Raw genomic sequence first — 20,622 nt, forward strand, 5'->3', positions numbered from 1 at the left:
TCACAGGAAGCGAGCGTCGATCTAACCAAACCGCTTGACGAAGCACAATTGGAGAAGCACAGCATGTCGACCTATGTTCTCGTCCATGGCGCCTGGCATACCGGCGCCGAGTTCGAACCGGTTGCGGCTGCGATCCGCAAGGCTGGCCATGTCGTCCACACCCCGACGATCAAGGGCAACCGGCCCGGCGATCGCAAGGACTCAGGCCTTGCCGAGGCGATCCAGTCGATCGTGGATTATCTGAGCGAGCACGATCTGAAGGACGTCGTGCTGGTCGGTCACAGCTATGGCGGCATGGTCATCACCGGCGTTGCCGATGCCGCCGCAAATCGCATCCGCCGCCTCGTCTACTGGAACGCGTTCGTGCCGAACAATGGCGAGTCCCTGAACGACATGGTGCCGCCGCACTATGTCGGCCTGTTCGACGCCATCCATGCCGAGCGCGGCGACGGCTCGGTGGTGCTGCCGTTCCCGATCTGGCGGGAGGCCTTCATCAACGACGCCGATCTCGATACCGCGCAGCGCGCCTATGACGTGCTCAATCCGCACCCGCTGAAGACGTTTCAGGACAAGATCGTGCTGCGGACCAATCCGGCCGAGATGCCGATCGCAAAATCCTACGTCAACTGCACCGAGGACACCGCGCTGCCGCACGGCCTGCCCTGGCATCCGCGGTTGTCGGAGAAGCTCGGCCTGTTCCGCCTGATCCAGGTGCCGGGCAGCCACGAGCTGTGCTTCTCCAACCCGGAGCGCCTGGCGCAGGCCTTCCTCGACGCCGGCCGGGACTGAACGACATCATGCTCTATGCGACCGCCTTGTACGCGGGCGCGGTCGCGAGAAAGCGTGCATAGGCGTCCGCGTCGGGCGGCGTGAACTTCTCGACGAGCGGGTTGCGGCGCGACGCCGTGGTGCCGATGTCGGCCAGCAGCTCGTCGAAATGCTTGAAGTGGTAGGGCGCGACGCACAGCCCGCCATAGACGCCCGCCGCCGGACGTTCGACCCGCCTGAAGTTGAGCATCAGCGCGATGTTGTCCTGCATCTCGGCCGCGCTCGGCTGCCGCGCGAGCTGGCCGTCGGCATAGCGCACCAGCCAGTTCGCGGCGAGATCCGCGCACAGCACGGTGCAGAAGCTCGAATTGAAGCCGACAAAGCCCATGTCGGGCAGATCGGGATTGGCGATCAGCCGGTAGAGCCGGTACTGCCCGTCGGGCTCGACCAGCTTGTTCTGATACTCCGCGGGCAGGAACGGCACACCGAGCTTGTAGCCGATCGCGAGCACCGCGATGTCGGCCGCGACACGCTGACCGCCGCGCATCACGATGGTGTTGCCGTCATAATGATCGAAGGTGCCGAGCACCGCCTTGATCCGGCCATCGGCCACCATCGGATAGAAGCCGGGGGTTGCGATCGGCACCGAGCAATTGACGCCGTCCTCGATCCGCTCCTTCGGCACCATGCCGCACTGCTTCAGCTTGAGCTGCACCTTCAGCATGCTCTCGAGCCCGCGCCAGTTCGCCCAGACGAACGGCTTAGCGACGGCATGCGCGAGGCGCGCCATCGGCCCGATGCCCCAGCTCGCGAACATCTGCTCCTGGGCGCGGATGTAGAGGATGCGTTTGAAGTTGACGAGGCCGCCGATGAAATAGGGAATCCGCCACACCGGCTCGCGAAACACGATGGTGACTTCGCTGGCGCCGGAATTGACCGCGTTCACCGCGATATCGGTCGCCGATTTGGAGCCGCCGAGCACCACGACCTTACGGCCCTTGGCAAGATCGGGGTCACCATATTGCGACGAGTGCAGAATCTGGCCGCCCTGCGCCTTGAAACTATCCTCGCCGGGAAGCGGCAGCGACTGCGGCTCGTTGAATTGCCCGGTGCAGACCGCGACGAAGTCGAAATCCTCGTGGCCGGTGGCACCATCGGTCGAGCGTAGCGCCAGTGTCCAGCCCGGCTTGCCGTCGGCCCGGCGCGTCATGCCCTCGACCTTTGTATTGAACCGCATCGCGCCCTCGAGCCCATGGCTGCGCGCATAGTCGCGCAAGTAAGCATGGACCTGCGGGCCCTTCGGCCATTCCGGATAGGATTCCGGCATCGCCTTATCGGTGTAGCGATAGAGCTCCTTCGGGCTCTGGGTCTGCACATCGGGATAGGAACGCGCCGGCTCCCAGACCCCGCCGAGATCGCCGCTGCGCTCGATGATCGTCACCCGGTGGCCACGACCGGCAAAGGCCTTGCCGGCGGCGAGCCCTGAAAATGCCGGCGCCGATGACGCACACATGCTTCTGCTTGACCATGAAACGTCTCCGCGATGAATGAACAGATCCAATTTCGCTAAGGCGCACGCCTCCCCGTCATCGCCGGAGCCTCCTCCGGCGATTGCCGCCTCGCATGCGTAGTGTCAGCTCGCTTTAGCTCTCTTGTTTGAGCATGATCTTTTCGGAAAGCCACTTCGCACTTTGCACTAACGCTGCCCTCCGGGTCCGGATCATGCTCTAGTCGTTGGCGTCCGGCGGCAGGAAATCCACCTCGTGCTCGGCGGAGATCCGAACCACTTCGGCAGGGTCCGTCAGATTGTCGAGCTTCTCGAACAGCGCCTCGAGCTTCTGCATCGGCGACACCCAGAACAGCGCTCGCGCCGGCTTGTCGGACTTGTTGAAATAGCCGTGCGGAATGCCGCGCGGCATGCGCACGAGGTCGCCGGCCTTGGCCTGCACCCAGACGCCGTCGAGCTTGAGATCGAGCACGCCTTCCTGCACCAGGATGAACTCGTCCTGGGTCGGGTGGATGTGCACCGGCACGAACTGGCCGGGATCGCTGTTGGTCTCGAACGCGAAGGTCGAGTCGGTGACCGCCTTCGGGTAATAGACCTGGCCCAGGATATTCCAGGTCTTGCCGCCGTAGCCGGTGCCGGTGCGGGTAATGCCTTTTTCGAGCGTGCCCATGTCAGCCTCTCCAGTGTTGATGCGTCTTGCGGACACGGAGCCTGTCGCCAGCGGGTGGGACTGTCTAGCCGCTAAACGAATCCGCAGCCGGCACGCTCATGCTGCAATGCGGGAGCAAATTCTGCCCAAGGCCGTCGCATCGGCCTGCGCGCCGATCGGGCAGTTTGCGCGACAAAACAGCGTTCCCCTTTGCCGACGAATGGATTACGCTATCAGATATTTTAGACCTCAAACAACTCGGACGGCCGGCGTGACTGCTGTTGGCAACGAGGTTACGGCAAGGGCCAATCCTGCCAAGGTAAATCCTGGCAAGGCAAATCCTGCAAAGGCAAGGCTGAAGGATTTCGCGCGCGTTGCGACCGCACGGGTCGATGACGCGGCCGAAGCGATCGGCCGCATCTTCTGTCCGCACGATCTGACGCCGGTCGATCATTCCGAGCGCGATTTCTCCGCACACCACAATTGCGCTAATTTCGACGGCTTCTCCGTCAACTATGTCGCCTATGGCGGATCGGTCGCGATCAATCCCGGTTGCCTCGACCGCTTCTTCCTGTTGCAGATGCCGCTGTCCGGCTCGGCTTCGGTGCGGACCGCGGCGCGCGAGCTGACCACCGGGCCGCAACACTGCGCCTCGCTGCTGTCGCCGACCATTCCGACCGAGATGACCTGGCGCGATGACTGCGCCCAGCTCATCGTGCTGCTCGACCGCAAGCTGGTGGAGCATCGCGCCGCCGCGCTGGGCGGCGTGGCGGTCCGGCCGGTCGAGTTCGATCCTGCCGTCGCGCTGAACGGACCGCTCGGGCAAACGCTCTCGGCTAGGATCGAACATCTCGTGATGGCAGCCGAGCAGCTCGGGCCACGCCGCACGCTGTCTGCGCTTGCGGCAGCCGACTGGCGCGAGCAGTTTCTCAACGCCCTGCTCAACGAGCAGCGCCACAGCCTGAGTACGGCGATCGACGTCTTCAACGGCCGCACCGAGGCGCAGCCTGCGGCGCTGAAGCGGGTGCGCGCGTATCTGGAGAGCCGCGCGACTGAGCCGCTGGATCTCGCCGAGCTTGCCGAGATCGCGGGCACCGGTGTCCGGGCGCTGCAACTCGGGTTCCGCCGCCACTTCGGCACCACGGTCTCCGAGATGCTGCTCGAGATCCGCCTCGCCCATCTCAACGCCCGGCTCAAGACGGCGCGGCCGGGCGAACGCATCGTCGATATCGCATTCGACCTCGGCTTCACCCATCTGAGCCGGATGGCGAGCGCCTATCGCGCCAAGTTCGGCGAGACGCCGAAGGCGACGTTGCAGCGGCTGAGTTGAGCCGATCTGGGCAACGATCCGCCGCTAGTCTAGCGGTGAAATGGCGCCGTCTTCGCCTGGGCCGAAAAATCCGTGACCGGCGTGTCGATCCGCTTGGTCTGCCTGACCATGCGCACGCTCGTCACCTGCTGTGAATGCTGTGCGTATTTTGTCGGCGCACTGGCTGATGCACCGGCATGGGCGGCGGGCGCCATCAAGGCGGCAATCGCGACGGCACTAATCAGGATAGCAAGGGACTTCAGCATCGCACCCTCCAGGAGGCTGAGACACATCCGAACAGCGATAGGCGTTTCCAATCGACGCCTCTGCCCGGCGTCTTGTTGACGATGAGGAATGCTGGTCCCGATTCCTATGAATCGCAACAATAATCATCAGCTGCTGATTTTTTGGGCAAGCCGCCGCGTCGATCAGGAAAGCCGAATGCGACGAGGCCCAGCCGATTGCGGCGCCGCACAAGTCGCGGACGGGACAGCCCGTGCCACTCGCGTCACCTACGCCGCGCTGCGGTCGCTTCCAACGCCATGCTGCGATGATCGTCGTCCGCCGCCATCCGCCGCAGCACATCCTGCGCCGACGACTTCGGCAGGGTGTGGATTCCCGAGATTTCGCCGGCCGGCAACCGACAGAGCTGCTGCGCGATCCGCTCCGCTTCGATCGCCGCTTGTCCCGGCGCAACGGTCACGTCGATCAGACCCGCATCACAGGCTCGCTCCGCCCGCATCGGCCGTCCGGAAACGAGCATCGAGAGGGCGCGGTGGTGAGCCAGGCGCCGGGGTATCAACAAGCCGATCGCACCATCCGGGACCAGATCATGAGACTCCAGCGGCGAGGCAAACGTCGCGGATGCGGCTGCCATGACAAGGTCGCAACTGAAGACGAGGGATGTGCCGATGCCCGTCGCCGCACCTTCGACGGCGGCAACGATCGGCTTCGTGTTGTTGGCGAGCGCCTGCAGAAACCTGCCTACCGTCTGCGGAGAGCTTGCTTCCGTCGCTGCGCCCCCGGCAGCATGATGATCGGCAGGGTCGCTGCCGGCCGCGAGCACATCGAACCCGCCGATCACAACGATGCAACGGATAGCGGGATTGCACTGTGCCGCCTCGATCGCGCCTGTCATGGCGAGATACAGCCCATCGCCGGCCGCGTTCGTGCCGTCCGCTTGCAGCAGCACGATCGTCAGCACCGCTCCCTGCTCGCGGACCGCGACGCGTCCGGCCATCGGTTCAAAACTCCAACGGCGCGCGCCACATCGGCGACTTCGGACCGCCGTAGTAGCGCATCGGCCCAAGATGCAGCGCCGGCTGCACCGGCGTCGGCACTGCTGCCGTGTGCATCGAATGGCGGTGCGGCCGGTGGGCATGGCAGTAGCGCCTGGACTTTGCTATCGCCTCGCTCCCCGCCCCGACAGCGAGCAGCACGCCGACATGAATGGCGAGCCTGATGCCGGCGCGCCCTTTCGCGTGAAAGCGAAGCCGTCGCATCGGCGGGCCTACTGGCTCGCCCACATCGGGGATTTCGGGCCCCCGTAGTAGCGCATCGGCGTGGCGCCATCCGCCGTCGGTGCCGCCGCGTCGCTGATGCAGCCGGCAGCCGTGGCACAGAGCCCCGCGATCATGACGATGCGCAACAATGCTTGCCTCAATGTCGAGATCCCCATGCTGTCCTCCTTCCTGCGTTGCACCTGTGCTTTGACCGATCAGTATTTCGCGACCACCGGACCGCCGAACTTGTAGTCGAGGCCGAGCGTCACGACCGAGTAGGTGTTATCGACGGTGTAGGGAATCTGGCCATTGAGCGGCGCGGCGCGCTCGTAGCGGCCGAAGTCGTAGTAGCGATATTCGAACTTGCCGATCAGGTTGTTGGTCAGCGCATAGGCGATGCCACCGCCTGCGGTCAGGCCGCTCCTGTTGGCGCTGAACTGATCGACGCCGAACACCGGATCGCTGTTGGTATGCTGGAAGTCGCCATAGGCCCAGCCGCCGGTGAAGAACAGCAGCAGGCGGTCGAGCGCGATACCGCCGCGGGCGCGCAGCGTGAAGCCGTCGCGCAGGCTGGTCGCGTCAACCGAGGCGATCGGCAAGGTGCCGGCGTTGAATTGATCGACATCGCTGCCCTTGATGCCGGACCAGAACCCGTCGGCCTCCACGCCGACCACGATGCTCCCGCTCTGCACGTTGTAGCCGATTTCGCCGCCCGCGATTCCGCCGGTCGACGAGTAGTTGATGGTGTAGTCGGCGAAGCCCGCCGGGCCGAGCGCGTTGTTGAGATTGTGGTTGCCGTAACCGCCGCCGCCGAACACGCCGACATAGAAGCCGGACCAGTCGTAGGCCGGCGCCGCGATCGCGGGCGCCTTGGTGTACATCGGAAGGTCGGCGCCGAGCGCCGGCGAGGCTGCAGCCAGCAGCGTGAGCGCTGCGGATGTGAGAAGAATTCGCTTCATGTTGTTCCCCTGTCCCTTGTTCTGACGAAGCGCCCGGCGGGCATGCCGGGCGCGCTCACGATCAGAAGTGAATGATGATGTCCGCCGAACCGATCAGAGCGAAATTCTTGGTCGGGGCGATGCCGAGATTGGAATTGCCGTTGAACGCATTCGCATCCAGCGACCTGTAGTAGGAGACCTCGGGCCGGATCTCGATCTGCGGCGAGAACCAGTGCTGCCAGCCGATGCCGGTCTCGACGTAGCGCGTCTTGACGCCGGTGCGCTGTCCCTGCTTGTCGTCGTAGAACTCGATGCGATACGAAATGTTGTCGAGCGGCGAGGCCTTGTAATTCAGGTAGGCCAGATAGGTCTGCACCGACGCGGTGCAGGCGAACACCGTCGCGCTGCTGCACTGGGCGAGGCCCGGCGCATTGAACGGCAGATATTGCGGCGAGAACGGCGTGCCGCCCGCGGCATAGGCAGCCATCGCCGCCGGATTGTTGGCGTTCAGCACATTGTTCTGATGCAGATTGTAGGTCTCGAACGAGATGTGCCACTGGTCGTTGAACTTGTGGTACGCCGTCAGGCCGTACCATTGCAGGTTGTTGTAACCCCAGGTGCCGCTGTTGATCGCGTCGGCGACGACGTAGACGCTGTCGTTGCCGGAGTCGCTGGTCCAGCGCACACCACCGGTGACGCTCGGGATCGCGCCGGGATCCTTCAGCATGGTGGTGCCGGGAAACAGCGGATTGGGGAACGGGTTGGCGATCTTGGCGCCGGCATTCCACGGCATGGTGTCGCTGCCGACCGAGACGCCCAGTTGCAGCATCCAGTTCTTGGTGACTGCCAGCGTGCTCTGCAGACCCGTGTTGGTGTAGTTGTCGAACGTATACGTCATCGAGTGCGTATACATGTAGTTGTTGGGCGCGAGCTGCGCCTCGATGTCGGGGATCGAGATGAAGCGGCCGAACCGCAGCAGCAGACCTTCGGCGATCTGCGGGATGAACACCTCGCCGTAAGCCATCGGCAGGTCGTAGCCGTAGTTCTTGTTCTGATTCAGGAGCTGGTTGCTCCACAGGCCGTAGGCAGTCGTATAGCGATAGTTCTCGCCGTAGATCGGCGCGATGCGGAAGCCCCAGTCGACGTGATCCTTCTGGACCGTGTCGGGCAGCCGCTCGATATAGAGCACCGCCTGGTCGAGCTGCACCGTATTCGGATTGTAATCGTAGGCGGCCGGCGCGTTGCCGCCGCGAACCGAGTTGGAGCTCAGATTGCCGCCGGCGTTGATCCAGCCATAGACCTGGATATGCGCATCGTTCATCCACTGTCCGGCGGGCGTGGTGCCGAGCGCCGCCATCAGCGGGCTGTCGACCGAGCTCGGCCGCGTCACGCCGATGCTGGTCGTGCCGCCATACGGCCATTCCGTGAACGGCATCGGCGGCGTGCTCTGCGGCGTCGCCGGCCAATAGTCGCGGCGGGACGGCGGCGCTTTCGGATCCGATGGCGCGGAGTCATGCCCCCATTCGAGCCGGTAGTAATTGATGAAACGCGTGAAGAAGTCGCTGCCGAGATAGCCGTCGAGGCAGGCGTAATTCTTGTATGGATCGCAGTTCGCCGCCGGCGCCTTCAGCAGCGGCGGATTGGCGTCGGCAGCGTGTGCCGCGTTGACCAGGCCCACCGCCGCCAACGATACGCCCGCCAGAAACAGTCTCTTCATGATTTTGCCCCAAGCTATTGCTACCGACGCTTCGAGCGCTCTCGCGTGTAACGTCTGCGTAATCTTTCGTGGGGGCTCGAGAAAAAGGCGATACGGGTCTCGCCGCGCTTTCATTAAGATAAAATAGCCGGAACGACAGGCTTCGCCCGGCTTGCGCAGATAAGCGTCATTTGCATCGGCGATTGCTGAAGAACCCGGCAAGAACCGTAAGGTTTTGTGACAGCCGCGCGTTGCGATGCGAGAGAATCCGCGCGACCTGTGCCATTTCTGCCATAGCTCGATCGGTCTCGCGATCATCGTCAACGCGGACGCTATTTTATTGCTACGCAGATCGCAGTGAATCCGCATCGAAGATATACGCGCGCAGCGGCTAAGCTCACTTCATCCGGCGAATCCTTCGCCGCGGTAGCAACGGAGCGCCGCGCATCGTGGTCAACGTGATGAACTGTGCGAGCGGCGATGAGATCGGCGACATCGATCTGAACTTTCTGCCGGCCAATCTCACGGCGCAGTGCCGCAACCTGATCGAGAGCTATCACGACATCCATGGCTATGCCTGTCTGCCCGACATGTTGTGGCGGGCGCGGCTCGGGCCGTTTATCGAGCGGCACGACGAATTCAGGCAGCAGCTGCGCAAGGCCTCGACGACGCGAAGCGCCAAGAAGTCGAATCGCGGCTTCGTCGAGATCGCAACCGCGATCCTGTCGCTGGAGATATTGGCCAGCAGCTTTGCGGGCTGGGCTGCGCTCTATCCGGAGCAAGGCGCGAGAGCGGCTGCCGTGCTGAAGCGGCAAGCGGGCGGTTCACAGACCCCGCTGATGGACTTCTATCTCTATCCGCCGAAATATTTCAGCGCCGCCGCGATCGCCAAGCTCACTCCGCCGCGGGCGAGCCAGACCGGCGAATTCGGCCTCTACGGCACCTCGAAGCCGGAGCTCGCCGGAGAACGGTTGGCGCTGAGCTACGTCAGCGAAATGCTGCAGAAATCGGATGATGCCGCCCTGCTCGAGCAACGCTGAAGGCGCCTCGCCGCGCCATGGCGAGCAGCCCATCGATCCACTCGGCAAGGCCGGAGTCCGGGATTCGACTATTTCTTTTATATTTCTCGCCCGCCGCAACAACATGGATTTTCTATCCGTTCCTGGGGAATGCTCGGATCGCTGGGTAGTTGGTGACATCGGAGCAGCAACCGACGGTCGAACGTTGAACCATTCGCGAGGACATGCGCCGTTCTGACGGCACTGCGCCCGCGTCTTCAGCGCTCCCATTGGATGTTGCCGGGGCGGATTTCGTGCGGGCCGCAATGGCCGTGACGAGGATCATCCGGTGTCGTTCTCTACGAAGGCAAAATCCTTGATCTACTCCCTGCCCCTGTTTCAACGGCTCGCTGATGTCCGCGCGCGCCGCACCGAAGCGGAGCACATCGTCGCGTCCGGTTTCGACGAGAAGCAGAGACCGCTGATCTGGAGCAACGTGCTGCCCCTGCTGGGATCGGTCGGATCGATCGCCGCCATCACTGCGATCCTGTTCGCGCTCGACGAGCCGATCGCCGCAAACCTGGTGCCGATCGCCTACCTGATCCCCGTCATCTTTGCCGCCACGAGATGGGGCATCTGGTCGGGCACTCTGGCGTCGCTGGCGGCGATCGCAGCCGCCGATTTCTTCTTTTTCACGCCGCTCTACAGCCTGCGGGTCGACAGCCCGCAGGAGGCGATCGACCTCCTCGTGTTCCTCATCGTCGCGCTGGCGAGCAGCAACCTGGCGTCGCGCCTGCGTCAGGAGACCGAGCGGTTGCGGCGTCGCGAACGCGAGATGCAGCACCTCTACGAATTCTCCAAGCGTCTCGCCGCCTGTTTCACGATCGCGGATCTGATCGGCGCGGTCAGGCACTATCTGGCGCACACACTCGGCCATCGCGCCGCATTGTTCGTCGCATCTGCCGGCGGTCATTTCGAGTCCGCGCCCGAATCGGCCGTGGCTCCGCCCGCCGTCCGGGACAGCGCGGCGGCGATGACGGCCGCGGTCGGCGCGACCGATCGCAGCGTCGTCGATGAGACCACCCAGGATGTTTGGCTGTTGCGCGCCGTGGCTTCGAAAACCGCGGTGCACGGCGTCATCGCCATCAACGTCGGGCGCGGTACGCGCGATGCGCTCAAATTGCGCGCGCGCCGGATCGAGGCCGTGCTCGAGGAGGTCTCGCTGACTCTGCAACGGCTCGACATCGGCAAGGCGATGGACGATGCCCGTCTGCATTTGCAGGCCGAGCTGTTACGCGACGCCTTCCACGGCACGCTGTCGCACGAACTGTGCTCGCCGCTCGCCGCCATCCAGGGATCGGTGAGTGTGATGCGGGAGATGCCGGCGGTCGCGGCCGACGACCGACTGCGCTCGCTGATCGAGGCAGTCACCGACGAGGTGGTCCGGCTCGACGGCCACATCCGCAATCTCCTGAACGCGACGCGGGTCACGGCCGGCGGATTAACGCCCCGTCTCGAATGGTCCGACCCGCGCGACATCGTCAATGCCGCGGTCAAGGCGCGGGCGCGGCGGCTCGCAGCGCACCGCCTCGAGATCGGGTTCGACGACGATCTCCCGCTGCTCAAGGTCGATTGCGGCCTGATCGAGGAAGCCTGCGGCCAACTGCTGGAGAATGCCGCCAAATACTCGCCATCCGGGTCGACGATATCCGTGCAGACCCGCCACGACAACGGACGCGTCGTGATGTCGATCATCGATCAGGGCGTCGGCGTCACGCCGGACGAGCAGCGCCACCTCGGCCGCAAGTCGTTCCGCAGCCCGCGCCACCAGGCGAGCGTTCCCGGCTCGGGGCTCGGCTTCTGGATCGCATCGACCTTCATCAGGGCACATGACGGCACCGTGGAGATAGCGAGCCGCGGCCACGGCCTCGGCACGACGGCATCGATCTTGCTACCGGCGCAGCTACCTACAGATTCGGAACTGGTGACCTGCGACGATGAGTAAGCCGCGTAACCTTGTCCTGCTGATCGACGATGAGCCGAAGATCCGCCGCTTCCTGCGCGCCGGGTTTGAAATTCACGGCTTCTCCGTCGTCGAGGCCGAGAATGCCGCCGAAGGCCTGAAGATCGCGACTTTCAATGCGCCCGACCTCGTGATCCTCGACCTCGGCTTGCCGGACCTGCACGGCAGCGAGACGCTGGAGCGGCTGCGTTCCTGGTCCAATGTCCCGGTGATCGTGCTCTCCGTCGAATCCAACGAGGACGAGAAGGTGCGCCTGCTGCAGGCGGGTGCCGATGACTATGTCGTCAAGCCGTTCGGCATGGCCGAGCTGCTGGCGCGCAGTGACGCCGCGCTGCGCCGCTATTTCAAGAGCCCGACCGAAAATCCGGTCGTCGTGGTCGGCTCGCTGTCGGTCGATCTGGTCAGCCGCGCCGTCTCGCTCAACCAGGCCAGGATCAAGCTGACGCGGAAGGAGTACCGCCTGCTGCACGTGCTTGCGGTCCATGTCGGACTGGTGGTGACGCACGATCAGCTGCTGAAGGAGATCTGGACCGGCAACCAGCGCGACAACATCCAGTATCTGCGCATCCTGGTGCGCAAGCTGCGCCAGAAGATCGAAGCCGATCCGAACCAGCCGCGGCTGCTGGTAACGGAGTCCGGGGTCGGCTATCGGCTGGAGAACCGGCTGGAGACCAGCGTCGCCGATTGAAGATCGGTCGCCTGCCGACCGGCATATATACAAAAATAATATATTTTCGCTCCGGAAAGCCTTAGCGTGCCCGCAAAAGGGGCACGTGGTGCAGTTCCTGATTCAACCATTTCACTTCCTCGGCTTCGAGGGTCAGAACTGGATGCTGATCGTGCCCGCACTGGTGGCGGTGTTCGGCTTGCTCGGCTGGCGGACCCGGGACCGCGGCTGAGGTGCACGGACGGTCCTGGTCCCGGCCCTGCCCATCCGGCCAGTTTCGTCTCCAGGCGCAACATCCCAGATTGAGGGAAGCCAACGGAGTTTCCCATGACCGAACCGAACATCCTTTCCTCGCTGTCATCAGCCCTTGCGGACACCATCGCGCGTGCCGCCCCCGCGATCGTCTCCGTACATTCGCATCGCGCCCGCGCATCCGGCTTCATCTGGAAGACGGGCCTTGTCGTTACCGCCGACGAGGCGCTCGCCGATGAGGGCGAGATCGAGATCCAGCTCCCCGACGGCAGCCGCAAGCCGGCCGTCGTCGCCGGACGCGACCACACCACCGACATCGCTTTGCTGCGTGTCGATAGCGATATCGCACCGGTCAAGCTGTCGAGCGACATCCCGCCGCTCGGATCGCTCGCGGTGATCGCCGCGGCCGACCGCGGCGCGGCGAGCGCGCGGCTCGGCATGGTCGCGCTGTCGGGGCCGGCCTGGCGCAGCCTGCGCGGCGGCGAGATCGAGGCGCGGATCGAGCTTGACGTCCGCCTGCGCCACAGCCAGCAGGGCGGGCTGGCGCTGAATGCCGCGGGCGAGCCGTTCGGCATGGCCGTGCTCGGCCCCCGCCGCGTGCTGACGATTCCGTCTGCCACCATCGAGCGGGTCGCAGCCCAGCTCGAAAAGAGCGGCCGCATCGCGCGCGGATATCTCGGCGTCGGGTTGCAGCCGGTCCGTCTCGACGACGGTCTCGGCGCGATGGTGATGAATGTCGACAAGGCCGGGCCCTCGGCCGCCGCCGGCATCCGCCAGGGCGACGTGATCGTTGCCGTCAACGGCGAGAAACTGTCGGGCGTGCGGGCGCTGTCGCGCGGCCTCGGGCCGCAGAGCCTCGGCAGCGTCGTCGAGCTGACGGTGCATCGCGGCGGCGAACCGTTGAGCTTCAAGGTGACGGTCGGCGAGAGGCCCGAGACGTGAGCAGCGAGCCTGCCCCCGATATCGTCATCGCGCTCGAGATCGACGATCCTGTGCTCGCCGACCGGCTGGCGACCCTGCTCGGCAGCGTCGCCGGCCTGCGGCTTGCCGCGCCGGGCGAGCCGACCACGGCGGCAATCGTCGCCCGCAACCGGGAGGCCGCGGGCGCCGGCGATTTCGAGCTGACGCCGCGCGAGCTCGACGTGCTGGCGCTGCTGGCCGAAGGTGCATCCAACAAGATGATCGCGCAGCGGCTCGGGATTTCCGTCCACACCGCCAAGTTTCACGTCGGCTCCCTGCTCGACAAGCTCGACGCCACCGGCCGCACCGACGCGGTCGCGCATGCGGCGCGGCGCGGGGTGATCAACCTGTGAAGGGTGGCCGCGGTCGTCGATGGTCGCGTCGTCACTGCGAAAGCAGGGACCCATAACCACCGCGTTGTGTAAGCGGATTTCGCTGGGGCCACAGCATCGCACAACAATTGCACCCTGTGGTTATCCCGGGTCAAGCCCGGGACGACAATGAGTGTGTGAGCACAACTCGCATTTCGCGCCATGATCTGCGCGAGCTCTGCGAAAATTCCGCCTTGCGGACCTCGCTTAGACCAAATGCGTAAGTAGTCGACCGGATACTGACGCGTTACCGATCTGGCTATGCAAGCTCAGCTCACAAAAAGAAACGGCATGAAGAAGCTGATCTATCGTCACCGGGACATTGAATACTCACTCACCAACATCGAACCCGACCTCTGGAGTTGGTCATTCGAGATCGACGGCAAGACCAGGCAGGGCGTCACGCGCGCGCGGCTCGACCTGCTGGCGCAGCGCCGGGTCTGCACGCTGATCGATCGCGAATTGAAGCGCGCGGGACGGACCAAGCCGAAAGCGCCTGATTGAAGCGCACACGGAGATGCAGCGCTGTTGCTCGACGGCGCAGACGTTGCCTTCGTTCAAGACAATGCGATGACCGCCGCCGCGACATCCAGCCGTGGGCCGGCATAGCGTTTGTGATCCGGCCCGCCCTCGCCGTGGCCGACGCGCCAGTCGGCCGGCCATGAAAACCGTTCGAGCCCGGTCGCCGAGATCGCCGTGCACGACGTCCAGCGCGCCTCACCGCTGTGTCGCCACAGCACGCCGCCCGGACCCATGTCCGGATAAAGGGCGACATCGAGGCCGAAATCGCTGTCGGCGCCGAGATCGGGACCGATCCAGTAATGCGGACTGCGCCCGCGCTCGCGCCCGAGGATCAGGGTCAGCGTCTGGTTCGGTCCGCGCAAGCCGAGCCACAGCGGTGCGATCATGTCAGGCACCGGCGTGCACAGCAGCGTTTGCGGCGCGGCGACGCCGGCGGCGGTGCGGCCCGACAATTTCAGGGCGACCACCGTCGCGGGCGCCGGCATCCCGGACAGCGGTGCAGGGCTGGTGCCGCGCGGCAGCGGCGACTACGCGGCGCTGTCCAAGGGTGGCAGCGGCCATGCGAGTTGCTCGCGCACGGCACCCTCGGTATCGAGCACCTGATAGCGGAGGCCACGCTGATCGAGCGTCGCCTGCACGCAATGCAGATACTCGACGCCTTCGGGCATCCGGTGCGCGGTGCCAGCGCCTGCGGTGCAGATCTGCAGCACGCCGCGATGGACCTGGACGTCAAAGGCGAGAATGTGGCTGCATAGATAGGCAGTGACATCCGCGCGCACGAGGATATCCCAGAATCGCGCGCTGTATTCGTGGCCGATCTCGCGCTGATAGCTGCCGCTGAAGCCGTTGATCGGGTACACGGGATGATGGCCGAGCACGAGCTTGTGCCTGGCATCCTTGTGCTGTTCGAGCACCGCTTGCAGCCAGTCGGTCTCGACATGCCCCTCGCCGCCGAGCCCGCTCCACAGCGTGTGCACGAACACCATCACGAGATCGTCGCGGCGCACCCAGTAGGACAGCCCGTCCTGACCGGGCGGGCCGTTGCGCGGCAACTTCAGCTCCTCGCGAAACACCGCCTCGCTCATCTCGTCATAGGCAGTGTGGTTGCCGGTCGTGTGCCACAGCGGCACCGCGCGCCGATCGAGCCAGCTCATCTCGACCTCGAACCAATGCCGCCATTGCGCGCGCAACGCGTCGGCGTCAGCGGTGAGGCCGATGATCTCGTCCCCGGGGAACAGAATGAATTCGGGCGCCGGATGCAGCCGGCGGACCACATTGTTCACCGACGCGAAGCTGCGCTCATGCGGCGCGCCGGCAACGCCCGAGCAGGCGTCGGCATAGATCACGAACCGGTGGCCCGGACTTCTCGGCAATAGCGACGGAATTGCATCATGCATTGATCGAACCACGTCCCGCGAACCACATCATAGGGGCAGGCACGCCGATCGCTCAAGGCAGACATTCGCGTGCGCAAGGTTGCGGAGGGCGGACACTTTTGGGATCGTGTGCCGCGCATTGCATTCATCCTGTGACAAGGAGTTCCGGCGTGGCCATCCTCAAGGACTTCAGCATCGGATTCTACAAGATCCCGCTTCCGGTCGTATTGAGCGACAGCACGCATGGCGAGATCACGGCGTTCGAGCTCGTCACGATCCGCGCCCGCGACGCCGACGGCGCGGAGGGCACCGGCTACACCTATACGGTCGGCCGCAATGGCGGTGCCGTCGCCGACATCCTGCGCCGCGAAATCCCCGGCATCGCGCGCGAGATGGAGGCGGACGACACCGAGCAGCTTTGGCACAAAGTGTGGTGGGCGTTGCACTACGGCGGCCGCGGCGGGCCGGCGGTGCTTGCGCTGTCCGCGCTCGATATCGCGCTGTGGGACCTCAAGGCGCGCCGGGCGTCGCTGCCGCTGTGGCGGCTGCTCGGCGGCTTCGACCGTCGCGTGCCCTGCTATGCCGGCGGCATCGATCTCGATCTGCCGCTGGATGGCTTGCTGAAGCAGACCGACGACAATCTGGCCAAGGGTTTTCGCGCCATCAAGATGAAGGTCGGCCGCCCGAGCCTGGCGTCCGACGTCGCGCGCGTGAAGGCGATGCGCGGCCATCTCGGCGACGAGTTTCCGCTGATGGCCGACGCCAACATGAAATGGAGCGTCGAGGAAGCGATCCGCGCCGCGCGCGCCCTGCAACCATTCGACCTGACCTGGCTCGAGGAGCCGACCATTCCTGACGACGTCGCAGGCCACGCCCGCATCCTGCAGGCCGGCGGCGTGCCGATCGCGGCGGGCGAAAATCTGCGTAGCCTGTGGGAGTTCAAGCCTTATATCGCCGGCGGCGCGCTGTCCTATGCCGAACCGGATGTCACCAATTGCGGCGGCGTGACCAGCTTCATGAAGATCGCGCGGCTCGCCGAGGCCTTCAACATCCCGGTGACCAGCCATGGCGCGCATGACATCACCGTGCATCTGCTGGCTGCGTGCCCGAATCGATCGTATCTCGAGGCGCACGGTTTCGGCCTTGATCGTTACATTGAGCATCCACTAGTTCTGGATCAGGGCATGGCGATTGCGCCGGATCGGTCGGGACACGGCATCGCCTTCGACTGGAAGGGCCTGGAGCGGCTCAACGCCGCCTGACGCAGAGATATTTCTGCACACCAAGTCGTGACTTTCGGAAAAGCAGGTCTGCCGCCAGGCGCTAGGCGAGGTCGCGGCAAGCTGCTAGCGTTTCGCGCTTCAGATTGCCTTACTCGAGGATCGGAGCAAATGGACAACCGTAGTGATGTTTGGCGCGGCGTCGACGCGATCAAGCCGCGTTTCATCGAATTGAGCGACCGCGTCTGGGCGATGCCCGAGGTTTGCTACACCGAGGCGCGCTCATCCGCCGAACATCTGGCCGAACTGCGCCATCAGGGCTTCCGCATCACCGAGAACGTCGCCGACATTCCGACCGCGGTGATGGGCGAATGGGGCGAAGGCGGCCCGGTGATCGCGTTCCTCGGCGAATACGACGCCCTGCCCGGCCTCAGCCAGGAGGCCGGCATCGCCGAGCACCGCCCGGTCGAGAGCGGCGGCCACGGCCATGGCTGCGGCCATAATCTGCTCGGCTCCTCGGCGCTGCTCGCCGCCACCGCGGTGAAGGACTGGCTCGCCGCCAACAAGGTGCCGGGCCGGGTGCGTTACTATGGCTGTCCCGCCGAGGAAGGCGGCGCGGCCAAGGCCTTTATGGTGCGCTGTGGCGCGTTCGAGGATGCCGATATCGCCATCACCTGGCATCCGCACAGCTTCTGGGAGGTGGCGGTGACGCCGTCGCTCGCCAACACCCGCGCCGATTTCATCTTCACCGGGCGGACCTCGCATGCCGCGGCCTCGCCGCATCTCGGCCGCAGCGCGCTCGATGCGGTGGAATTGATGAATGTCGGCGTCAACTACATGCGCGAGCACATGCCGAGCGATGCGCGGGTGCATTACGCGCTGCTCGACACCGGCGGCATCGCCCCGAACGTGGTGCAGGCCCATGCCCGCGTCCGCTACTCGATCCGCGCCCGTGACCTGCCCGGCATGAACGAACTGGTCGAGCGCGTGCACAAGATCGCGCAGGGCGCAGCGCTGATGACCGAGACCAAGGTCGAGATGAAGATCATCTCCGCGGTCTCCAACATCCTGCCCAACACGCCGCTGGAAGCGACGCTGCACCGGATCATGGAAGAACTCGGACCGCCGCATTTCGACGATGCCGACAAGGACTTCGCCGGCAAGATCCGCGCCACCCTGACCGACAAGGACATCGCCTCGGTATATTACGCGATCGGCATGGAGCCGACCGACCGGCCGCTGGCCGATTTCCTGGTGCCGATGGATGCCAAGCGCAATCCGCTGATCGGCTCGACCGATGTCGGCGACGTCAGCTGGGTGGTGCCGACGGTGCAGGTTCACGCACCGACGGTTGCAATCGGTACGCCGTTCCACACCTGGCAGGTTGTGGCGCAGGGCAAGACCCCTGCCGCGCACAAGGCGATGGTGCAGGCCGCCAAGGCGATGGCCGGTCTCGGCGTCAAGGCGCTGCTGGAGCCGGAGCTGATCGCGGCCGCCAAGGCCGACCTCAAGAAGCGGACCGCACGAACGCCCTATGTCAGCCCGCTGCCGGCGAATGTTGCACCGCCGTTGGATATGTCGGTGGCCTGAGGGCGGCGTCTCCTCGTCGACGCGAAATCCGGCGGCAGCCTCGGTCCGATCAGATCGGAACCAGGCTCTGGATTTTTGAGGCGTTTGCATCACGCGAAGGGCGCAGTCCCTTCGCGTGAAAACGCGGTTGCGTGGCAAAAAAGCATCTCAGAACAAAGGATAACGAACAAATTTTCCGCAGCTGCGAGGGACGTATGCCGCGGTTTGGCGCCGAAATGCCGAACTCCTGTGCGACCGGGACAACTTCTGCACAAGCGATAGCCAAAAGACCTAGGCGTTGGCCCCCGGGAGGCGTTGACCTTCGCGGTCATTCGGTGTGCCATCTCCCGCCAGCACGGCGGCCGGTTCCACGGCCCGCCGCAATCACACGTGAGCCGGACCGAGGGGACTATGTTCGACAACAATCTGCGAGGCATGATCGACGACGTGAAGGACGGGCGGATGGATCGCCGCGCTTTCGTCAAGCGAATGATTGCGGTCGGCCTCACCGCGCCGATGGCAAACCAGATTCTGGCGATCGGCGGCGTCGCGATGGCGCAGAGCCCCAATCCCTACAAGCCGACCAAGCGCGGCGGCGGCGGCCCGCTGAAGCTGCTGTGGTGGCAGGGCCCGACCCTGCTCAATCCGCATTTCGCAACCGGAACCAAGGACCAGGACGGTTCGCGGCTGTTCTACGAGCCGCTCGCCAGCTGGGACGTCGATGGCCATCTCAATCCGATCCTCGCCGCGGAAATCCCTTCGATCCAGAACGGCGGGCTCTCCGCCGACGCCAAAACGGTGGTCTGGAAACTCAAGCCCGGCGTCAAATGGCATGACGGCAAACCGTTCACCGCTGACGACGTCGTGTTCAACTGGGAATATGCCAGTGATCCGGCAACCGCAGCCGTCTCGAGCGGCACCTATTCCGGCATGACCGTGGAGAAGGTCGACGAGCTCACGGTCCGCATCAAGTTCAAGGAGCCGACGCCGTTCTGGGCCAACGCGTTCGTCGGCGCCTATGGCTGCATCATCCCGAAGCATCTGTTCGCCGAGTACAAGGGCAGCAAGTCGCGCGAGGCGCCCAACAACCTCAAGCCGGTCGGCACCGGCCCCTACAAGTTCGTCGAGTTCAAGCCGGGTGACCTGATCCGCGGCGAAATCAATCAAGACTATCACATGCCGAACCGGCCCTATTTCGACACGATCGAGATGAAGGGCGGCGGCGATGCCGTGTCGGCGGCGCGCGCCGTGATCCAGACCGGCGAATATGATTTCGCCTGGAACATCCAGGTCGAGGACGAGGTGCTGCTGCGGCTGGAAAAGGGCGGCAAGGGCAAGACGCTCTACGCCGTCGGCGGCGATATCGAATTCATCGCCATCAATTTCACCGACCCGAACACCGAAATCGACGGCGAACGCTCGTCGATGAAGACCAAGCATCCGATCCTGTCGGATCCGGCGGTGCGCAAGGCGCTGGCGCTGCTGGTCGACCGCGAGTCCGTCAAGAAGGCGATCTACGGCCGTGCCGGCCGCACCACCGCCAACTATCTCAACGGCCCAGAGGAGTTCGTCTCCAAGAACACCAAATGGGAATTCTCGGTCGAGAAGGCGAGCGCGCTGCTCGAACAGGCGGGCTGGAAGGCAGGCTCCGACGGCATCCGCGAGAAGGACGGCAAGAAGCTGAAGCTCCTGTACCAGACCTCGATCAACGGACCGCGCCAGAAGACCCAGGCGATCGTCAAGCAGGCCTGTCAGAAGGCCGGCATCGACGTCGAGCTGAAATCGGTGGTGGCCTCGGTGTTCTTCTCCTCCGACGTCGCCAACCCCGACACCTATTCCAAGTTCTACGCCGACATCGAGATGTTCCAGATCCCGATGACGCAACCCGACCCGGCCCTGCACATGCGCCGCTACCATTCGCGCAACGTCGCCACCAAGGAGAATAAGTGGCAGGGCCAGAACTTCCCGCGCTGGGTCAACAAGGATTTCGACGCCGCGATCGACGCCGCCGATACCGAGATCGACCCGATCAAGCGCGCCGACCTCTACATCAAGTGCAACGATCTGATGTGGCAGGACACGGTGGTGATCCCTGTGATGCATCGCCTCGCGGTGGAGGCCTGCTCCAACACGGTGCGGCCCGCACTCTCCGGTTGGGCCAACCAAACCGATAATCTGCAAGACTGGTATCGTGAAACCTGAGCCGCGAGAGGCTTGAGCTTTGCTCCTCCCTCTCCTCGTCCTTGCGGGGAGGGTTGGGGCGAGGGCTTTAACCGCAAATACCGTGAGAGATGA

At 64.6% G+C, this 20,622-nt stretch carries 21 protein-coding genes and 1 pseudogene; 12 read left to right on the forward strand and 10 right to left on the reverse strand.

Annotated elements, in window-relative coordinates; translation table 11 throughout:
• The first annotated feature begins 63 nt into the window (after positions 1-63).
• Entirely contained in the window at positions 64-789 is a 726-nt protein-coding gene (locus ACVINW_RS03215; protein ID WP_456749970.1) for an alpha/beta hydrolase, read from the forward strand.
• 13 nt (positions 790-802) lie between these two features.
• Here ACVINW_RS03215 and ACVINW_RS03220 read toward each other — a convergent pair.
• Both ACVINW_RS03220 and ACVINW_RS03225 read right to left on the reverse strand, forming a co-directional pair.
• Positions 803-2,297, reverse strand: a pseudogene (locus ACVINW_RS03220) (flavin-containing monooxygenase).
• A gap of 198 nt (positions 2,298-2,495) precedes the next feature.
• Complete coding sequence (locus tag ACVINW_RS03225; RefSeq protein ID WP_456749971.1) at positions 2,496-2,945, reverse strand: cupin domain-containing protein; 450 nt, start codon at positions 2,943-2,945, stop codon at positions 2,496-2,498.
• Positions 2,946-3,195: 250 nt separating this feature from the next.
• On the opposite strand from ACVINW_RS03225, the gene ACVINW_RS03230 reads away from it, so the two are divergent.
• Entirely contained in the window at positions 3,196-4,254 is a 1,059-nt protein-coding gene (locus ACVINW_RS03230) for an AraC family transcriptional regulator (RefSeq protein WP_456749972.1), read from the forward strand.
• Positions 4,255-4,283: 29 nt separating this feature from the next.
• On the opposite strand, the gene ACVINW_RS03235 is transcribed toward ACVINW_RS03230, so the two are convergent.
• The 6 genes from ACVINW_RS03235 to ACVINW_RS03260 all read right to left on the reverse strand — a co-directional run bounded on the left by ACVINW_RS03235 (position 4,284) and on the right by ACVINW_RS03260 (position 8,390).
• Positions 4,284-4,499, reverse strand: coding sequence for a hypothetical protein (locus ACVINW_RS03235; RefSeq protein WP_456749973.1), 216 nt, complete (start codon positions 4,497-4,499; stop codon positions 4,284-4,286).
• Positions 4,500-4,741: 242 nt separating this feature from the next.
• Positions 4,742-5,473, reverse strand: a complete 732-nt coding sequence (locus ACVINW_RS03240; RefSeq protein ID WP_456749974.1) for an enoyl-CoA hydratase-related protein — start codon at positions 5,471-5,473, stop codon at positions 4,742-4,744.
• Positions 5,474-5,477: 4 nt separating this feature from the next.
• A complete protein-coding gene (locus ACVINW_RS03245; RefSeq protein WP_456749975.1) occupies positions 5,478-5,735 on the reverse strand; it encodes a hypothetical protein in 258 nt (85 codons plus the stop codon).
• 8 nt (positions 5,736-5,743) lie between these two features.
• Positions 5,744-5,911, reverse strand: coding sequence for a hypothetical protein (locus tag ACVINW_RS03250; protein WP_456749976.1), 168 nt, complete (start codon positions 5,909-5,911; stop codon positions 5,744-5,746).
• A 39-nt stretch (positions 5,912-5,950) separates the two neighbouring features.
• Positions 5,951-6,694, reverse strand: a complete 744-nt coding sequence (locus ACVINW_RS03255; RefSeq protein ID WP_456749977.1) for an outer membrane protein — start codon at positions 6,692-6,694, stop codon at positions 5,951-5,953.
• A gap of 61 nt (positions 6,695-6,755) precedes the next feature.
• Positions 6,756-8,390, reverse strand: a complete 1,635-nt coding sequence (locus ACVINW_RS03260) for an outer membrane beta-barrel protein (RefSeq protein WP_456749978.1) — start codon at positions 8,388-8,390, stop codon at positions 6,756-6,758.
• Positions 8,391-8,830: 440 nt separating this feature from the next.
• Between ACVINW_RS03260 and ACVINW_RS03265 the strand changes: the two genes are divergently transcribed.
• The 7 genes from ACVINW_RS03265 to ACVINW_RS03295 all read left to right on the forward strand — a co-directional run bounded on the left by ACVINW_RS03265 (position 8,831) and on the right by ACVINW_RS03295 (position 14,144).
• On the forward strand, positions 8,831-9,409 hold the full coding sequence (locus tag ACVINW_RS03265; protein WP_456749979.1) for a hypothetical protein: 579 nt from the start codon (positions 8,831-8,833) through the stop codon (positions 9,407-9,409).
• 307 nt (positions 9,410-9,716) lie between these two features.
• Positions 9,717-11,372, forward strand: coding sequence for a sensor histidine kinase (locus ACVINW_RS03270; protein WP_456749980.1), 1,656 nt, complete (start codon positions 9,717-9,719; stop codon positions 11,370-11,372).
• Positions 11,365-12,078: a response regulator gene (locus ACVINW_RS03275; RefSeq protein ID WP_456749981.1), complete on the forward strand. Its 714-nt coding sequence runs from the start codon at positions 11,365-11,367 to the stop codon at positions 12,076-12,078. Before ACVINW_RS03270 ends, ACVINW_RS03275 begins: the two co-directional genes overlap by 8 nt.
• Before the next feature lie 88 nt (positions 12,079-12,166).
• Complete coding sequence (locus tag ACVINW_RS03280) at positions 12,167-12,289, forward strand: hypothetical protein (protein WP_456749982.1); 123 nt, start codon at positions 12,167-12,169, stop codon at positions 12,287-12,289.
• Positions 12,290-12,384: 95 nt separating this feature from the next.
• Positions 12,385-13,251: a S1C family serine protease gene (locus ACVINW_RS03285; protein WP_456749983.1), complete on the forward strand. Its 867-nt coding sequence runs from the start codon at positions 12,385-12,387 to the stop codon at positions 13,249-13,251.
• Positions 13,248-13,622, forward strand: a complete 375-nt coding sequence (locus tag ACVINW_RS03290; RefSeq protein ID WP_456749984.1) for a response regulator transcription factor — start codon at positions 13,248-13,250, stop codon at positions 13,620-13,622. The genes ACVINW_RS03285 and ACVINW_RS03290 overlap by 4 nt, the downstream gene beginning before the upstream one ends.
• A 309-nt stretch (positions 13,623-13,931) precedes the next feature.
• Entirely contained in the window at positions 13,932-14,144 is a 213-nt protein-coding gene (locus tag ACVINW_RS03295) for a hypothetical protein (protein WP_456749985.1), read from the forward strand.
• A 53-nt stretch (positions 14,145-14,197) separates the two neighbouring features.
• On the opposite strand, the gene ACVINW_RS03300 is transcribed toward ACVINW_RS03295, so the two are convergent.
• Positions 14,198-14,647, reverse strand: a complete 450-nt coding sequence (locus tag ACVINW_RS03300) for a hypothetical protein (protein ID WP_456749986.1) — start codon at positions 14,645-14,647, stop codon at positions 14,198-14,200.
• 42 nt (positions 14,648-14,689) lie between these two features.
• A complete protein-coding gene (locus tag ACVINW_RS03305) occupies positions 14,690-15,559 on the reverse strand; it encodes a metallophosphoesterase family protein (RefSeq protein WP_456749987.1) in 870 nt (289 codons plus the stop codon).
• Between the two features lie 149 nt (positions 15,560-15,708).
• Between ACVINW_RS03305 and ACVINW_RS03310 the strand changes: the two genes are divergently transcribed.
• The 3 genes from ACVINW_RS03310 to ACVINW_RS03320 all read left to right on the forward strand — a co-directional run bounded on the left by ACVINW_RS03310 (position 15,709) and on the right by ACVINW_RS03320 (position 20,529).
• Complete coding sequence (locus ACVINW_RS03310; RefSeq protein ID WP_456749988.1) at positions 15,709-16,800, forward strand: mandelate racemase/muconate lactonizing enzyme family protein; 1,092 nt, start codon at positions 15,709-15,711, stop codon at positions 16,798-16,800.
• Between the two features lie 129 nt (positions 16,801-16,929).
• Positions 16,930-18,348 carry a M20 family metallopeptidase gene (locus ACVINW_RS03315; RefSeq protein ID WP_456749989.1) on the forward strand — a complete coding sequence of 473 codons (1,419 nt, stop codon included), beginning with the start codon at positions 16,930-16,932 and terminating at the stop codon, positions 18,346-18,348.
• Between the two features lie 390 nt (positions 18,349-18,738).
• Complete coding sequence (locus ACVINW_RS03320; protein ID WP_456749990.1) at positions 18,739-20,529, forward strand: peptide ABC transporter substrate-binding protein; 1,791 nt, start codon at positions 18,739-18,741, stop codon at positions 20,527-20,529.
• Positions 20,530-20,622: the final 93 nt, after the last annotated feature.

It is taken from the genome of Bradyrhizobium sp. USDA 4461 (assembly GCF_054055655.1).

What these genes read in the sequence shown, in the direction of transcription:
- ACVINW_RS03215 (WP_456749970.1), top strand. Translation starts at nt 64, where the DNA reads ATGTCGACCTATGTTCTCGTCCATGGCGCCTGGCATACCGGCGCCGAG.
- ACVINW_RS03225 (WP_456749971.1), bottom strand. Translation starts at nt 2,945, where the DNA reads ATGGGCACGCTCGAAAAAGGCATTACCCGCACCGGCACCGGCTACGGC.
- ACVINW_RS03235 (WP_456749973.1), bottom strand. Translation starts at nt 4,499, where the DNA reads ATGCTGAAGTCCCTTGCTATCCTGATTAGTGCCGTCGCGATTGCCGCC.
- ACVINW_RS03240 (WP_456749974.1), bottom strand. Translation starts at nt 5,473, where the DNA reads ATGGCCGGACGCGTCGCGGTCCGCGAGCAGGGAGCGGTGCTGACGATC.
- ACVINW_RS03245 (WP_456749975.1), bottom strand. Translation starts at nt 5,735, where the DNA reads ATGCGACGGCTTCGCTTTCACGCGAAAGGGCGCGCCGGCATCAGGCTC.
- ACVINW_RS03250 (WP_456749976.1), bottom strand. Translation starts at nt 5,911, where the DNA reads ATGGGGATCTCGACATTGAGGCAAGCATTGTTGCGCATCGTCATGATC.
- ACVINW_RS03255 (WP_456749977.1), bottom strand. Translation starts at nt 6,694, where the DNA reads ATGAAGCGAATTCTTCTCACATCCGCAGCGCTCACGCTGCTGGCTGCA.
- ACVINW_RS03260 (WP_456749978.1), bottom strand. Translation starts at nt 8,390, where the DNA reads ATGAAGAGACTGTTTCTGGCGGGCGTATCGTTGGCGGCGGTGGGCCTG.
- ACVINW_RS03265 (WP_456749979.1), top strand. Translation starts at nt 8,831, where the DNA reads ATGAACTGTGCGAGCGGCGATGAGATCGGCGACATCGATCTGAACTTT.
- ACVINW_RS03275 (WP_456749981.1), top strand. Translation starts at nt 11,365, where the DNA reads ATGAGTAAGCCGCGTAACCTTGTCCTGCTGATCGACGATGAGCCGAAG.
- ACVINW_RS03285 (WP_456749983.1), top strand. Translation starts at nt 12,385, where the DNA reads ATGACCGAACCGAACATCCTTTCCTCGCTGTCATCAGCCCTTGCGGAC.
- ACVINW_RS03295 (WP_456749985.1), top strand. Translation starts at nt 13,932, where the DNA reads ATGAAGAAGCTGATCTATCGTCACCGGGACATTGAATACTCACTCACC.
- ACVINW_RS03300 (WP_456749986.1), bottom strand. Translation starts at nt 14,647, where the DNA reads ATGCCGGCGCCCGCGACGGTGGTCGCCCTGAAATTGTCGGGCCGCACC.
- ACVINW_RS03305 (WP_456749987.1), bottom strand. Translation starts at nt 15,559, where the DNA reads ATGCATGATGCAATTCCGTCGCTATTGCCGAGAAGTCCGGGCCACCGG.
- ACVINW_RS03315 (WP_456749989.1), top strand. Translation starts at nt 16,930, where the DNA reads ATGGACAACCGTAGTGATGTTTGGCGCGGCGTCGACGCGATCAAGCCG.
- ACVINW_RS03320 (WP_456749990.1), top strand. Translation starts at nt 18,739, where the DNA reads ATGTTCGACAACAATCTGCGAGGCATGATCGACGACGTGAAGGACGGG.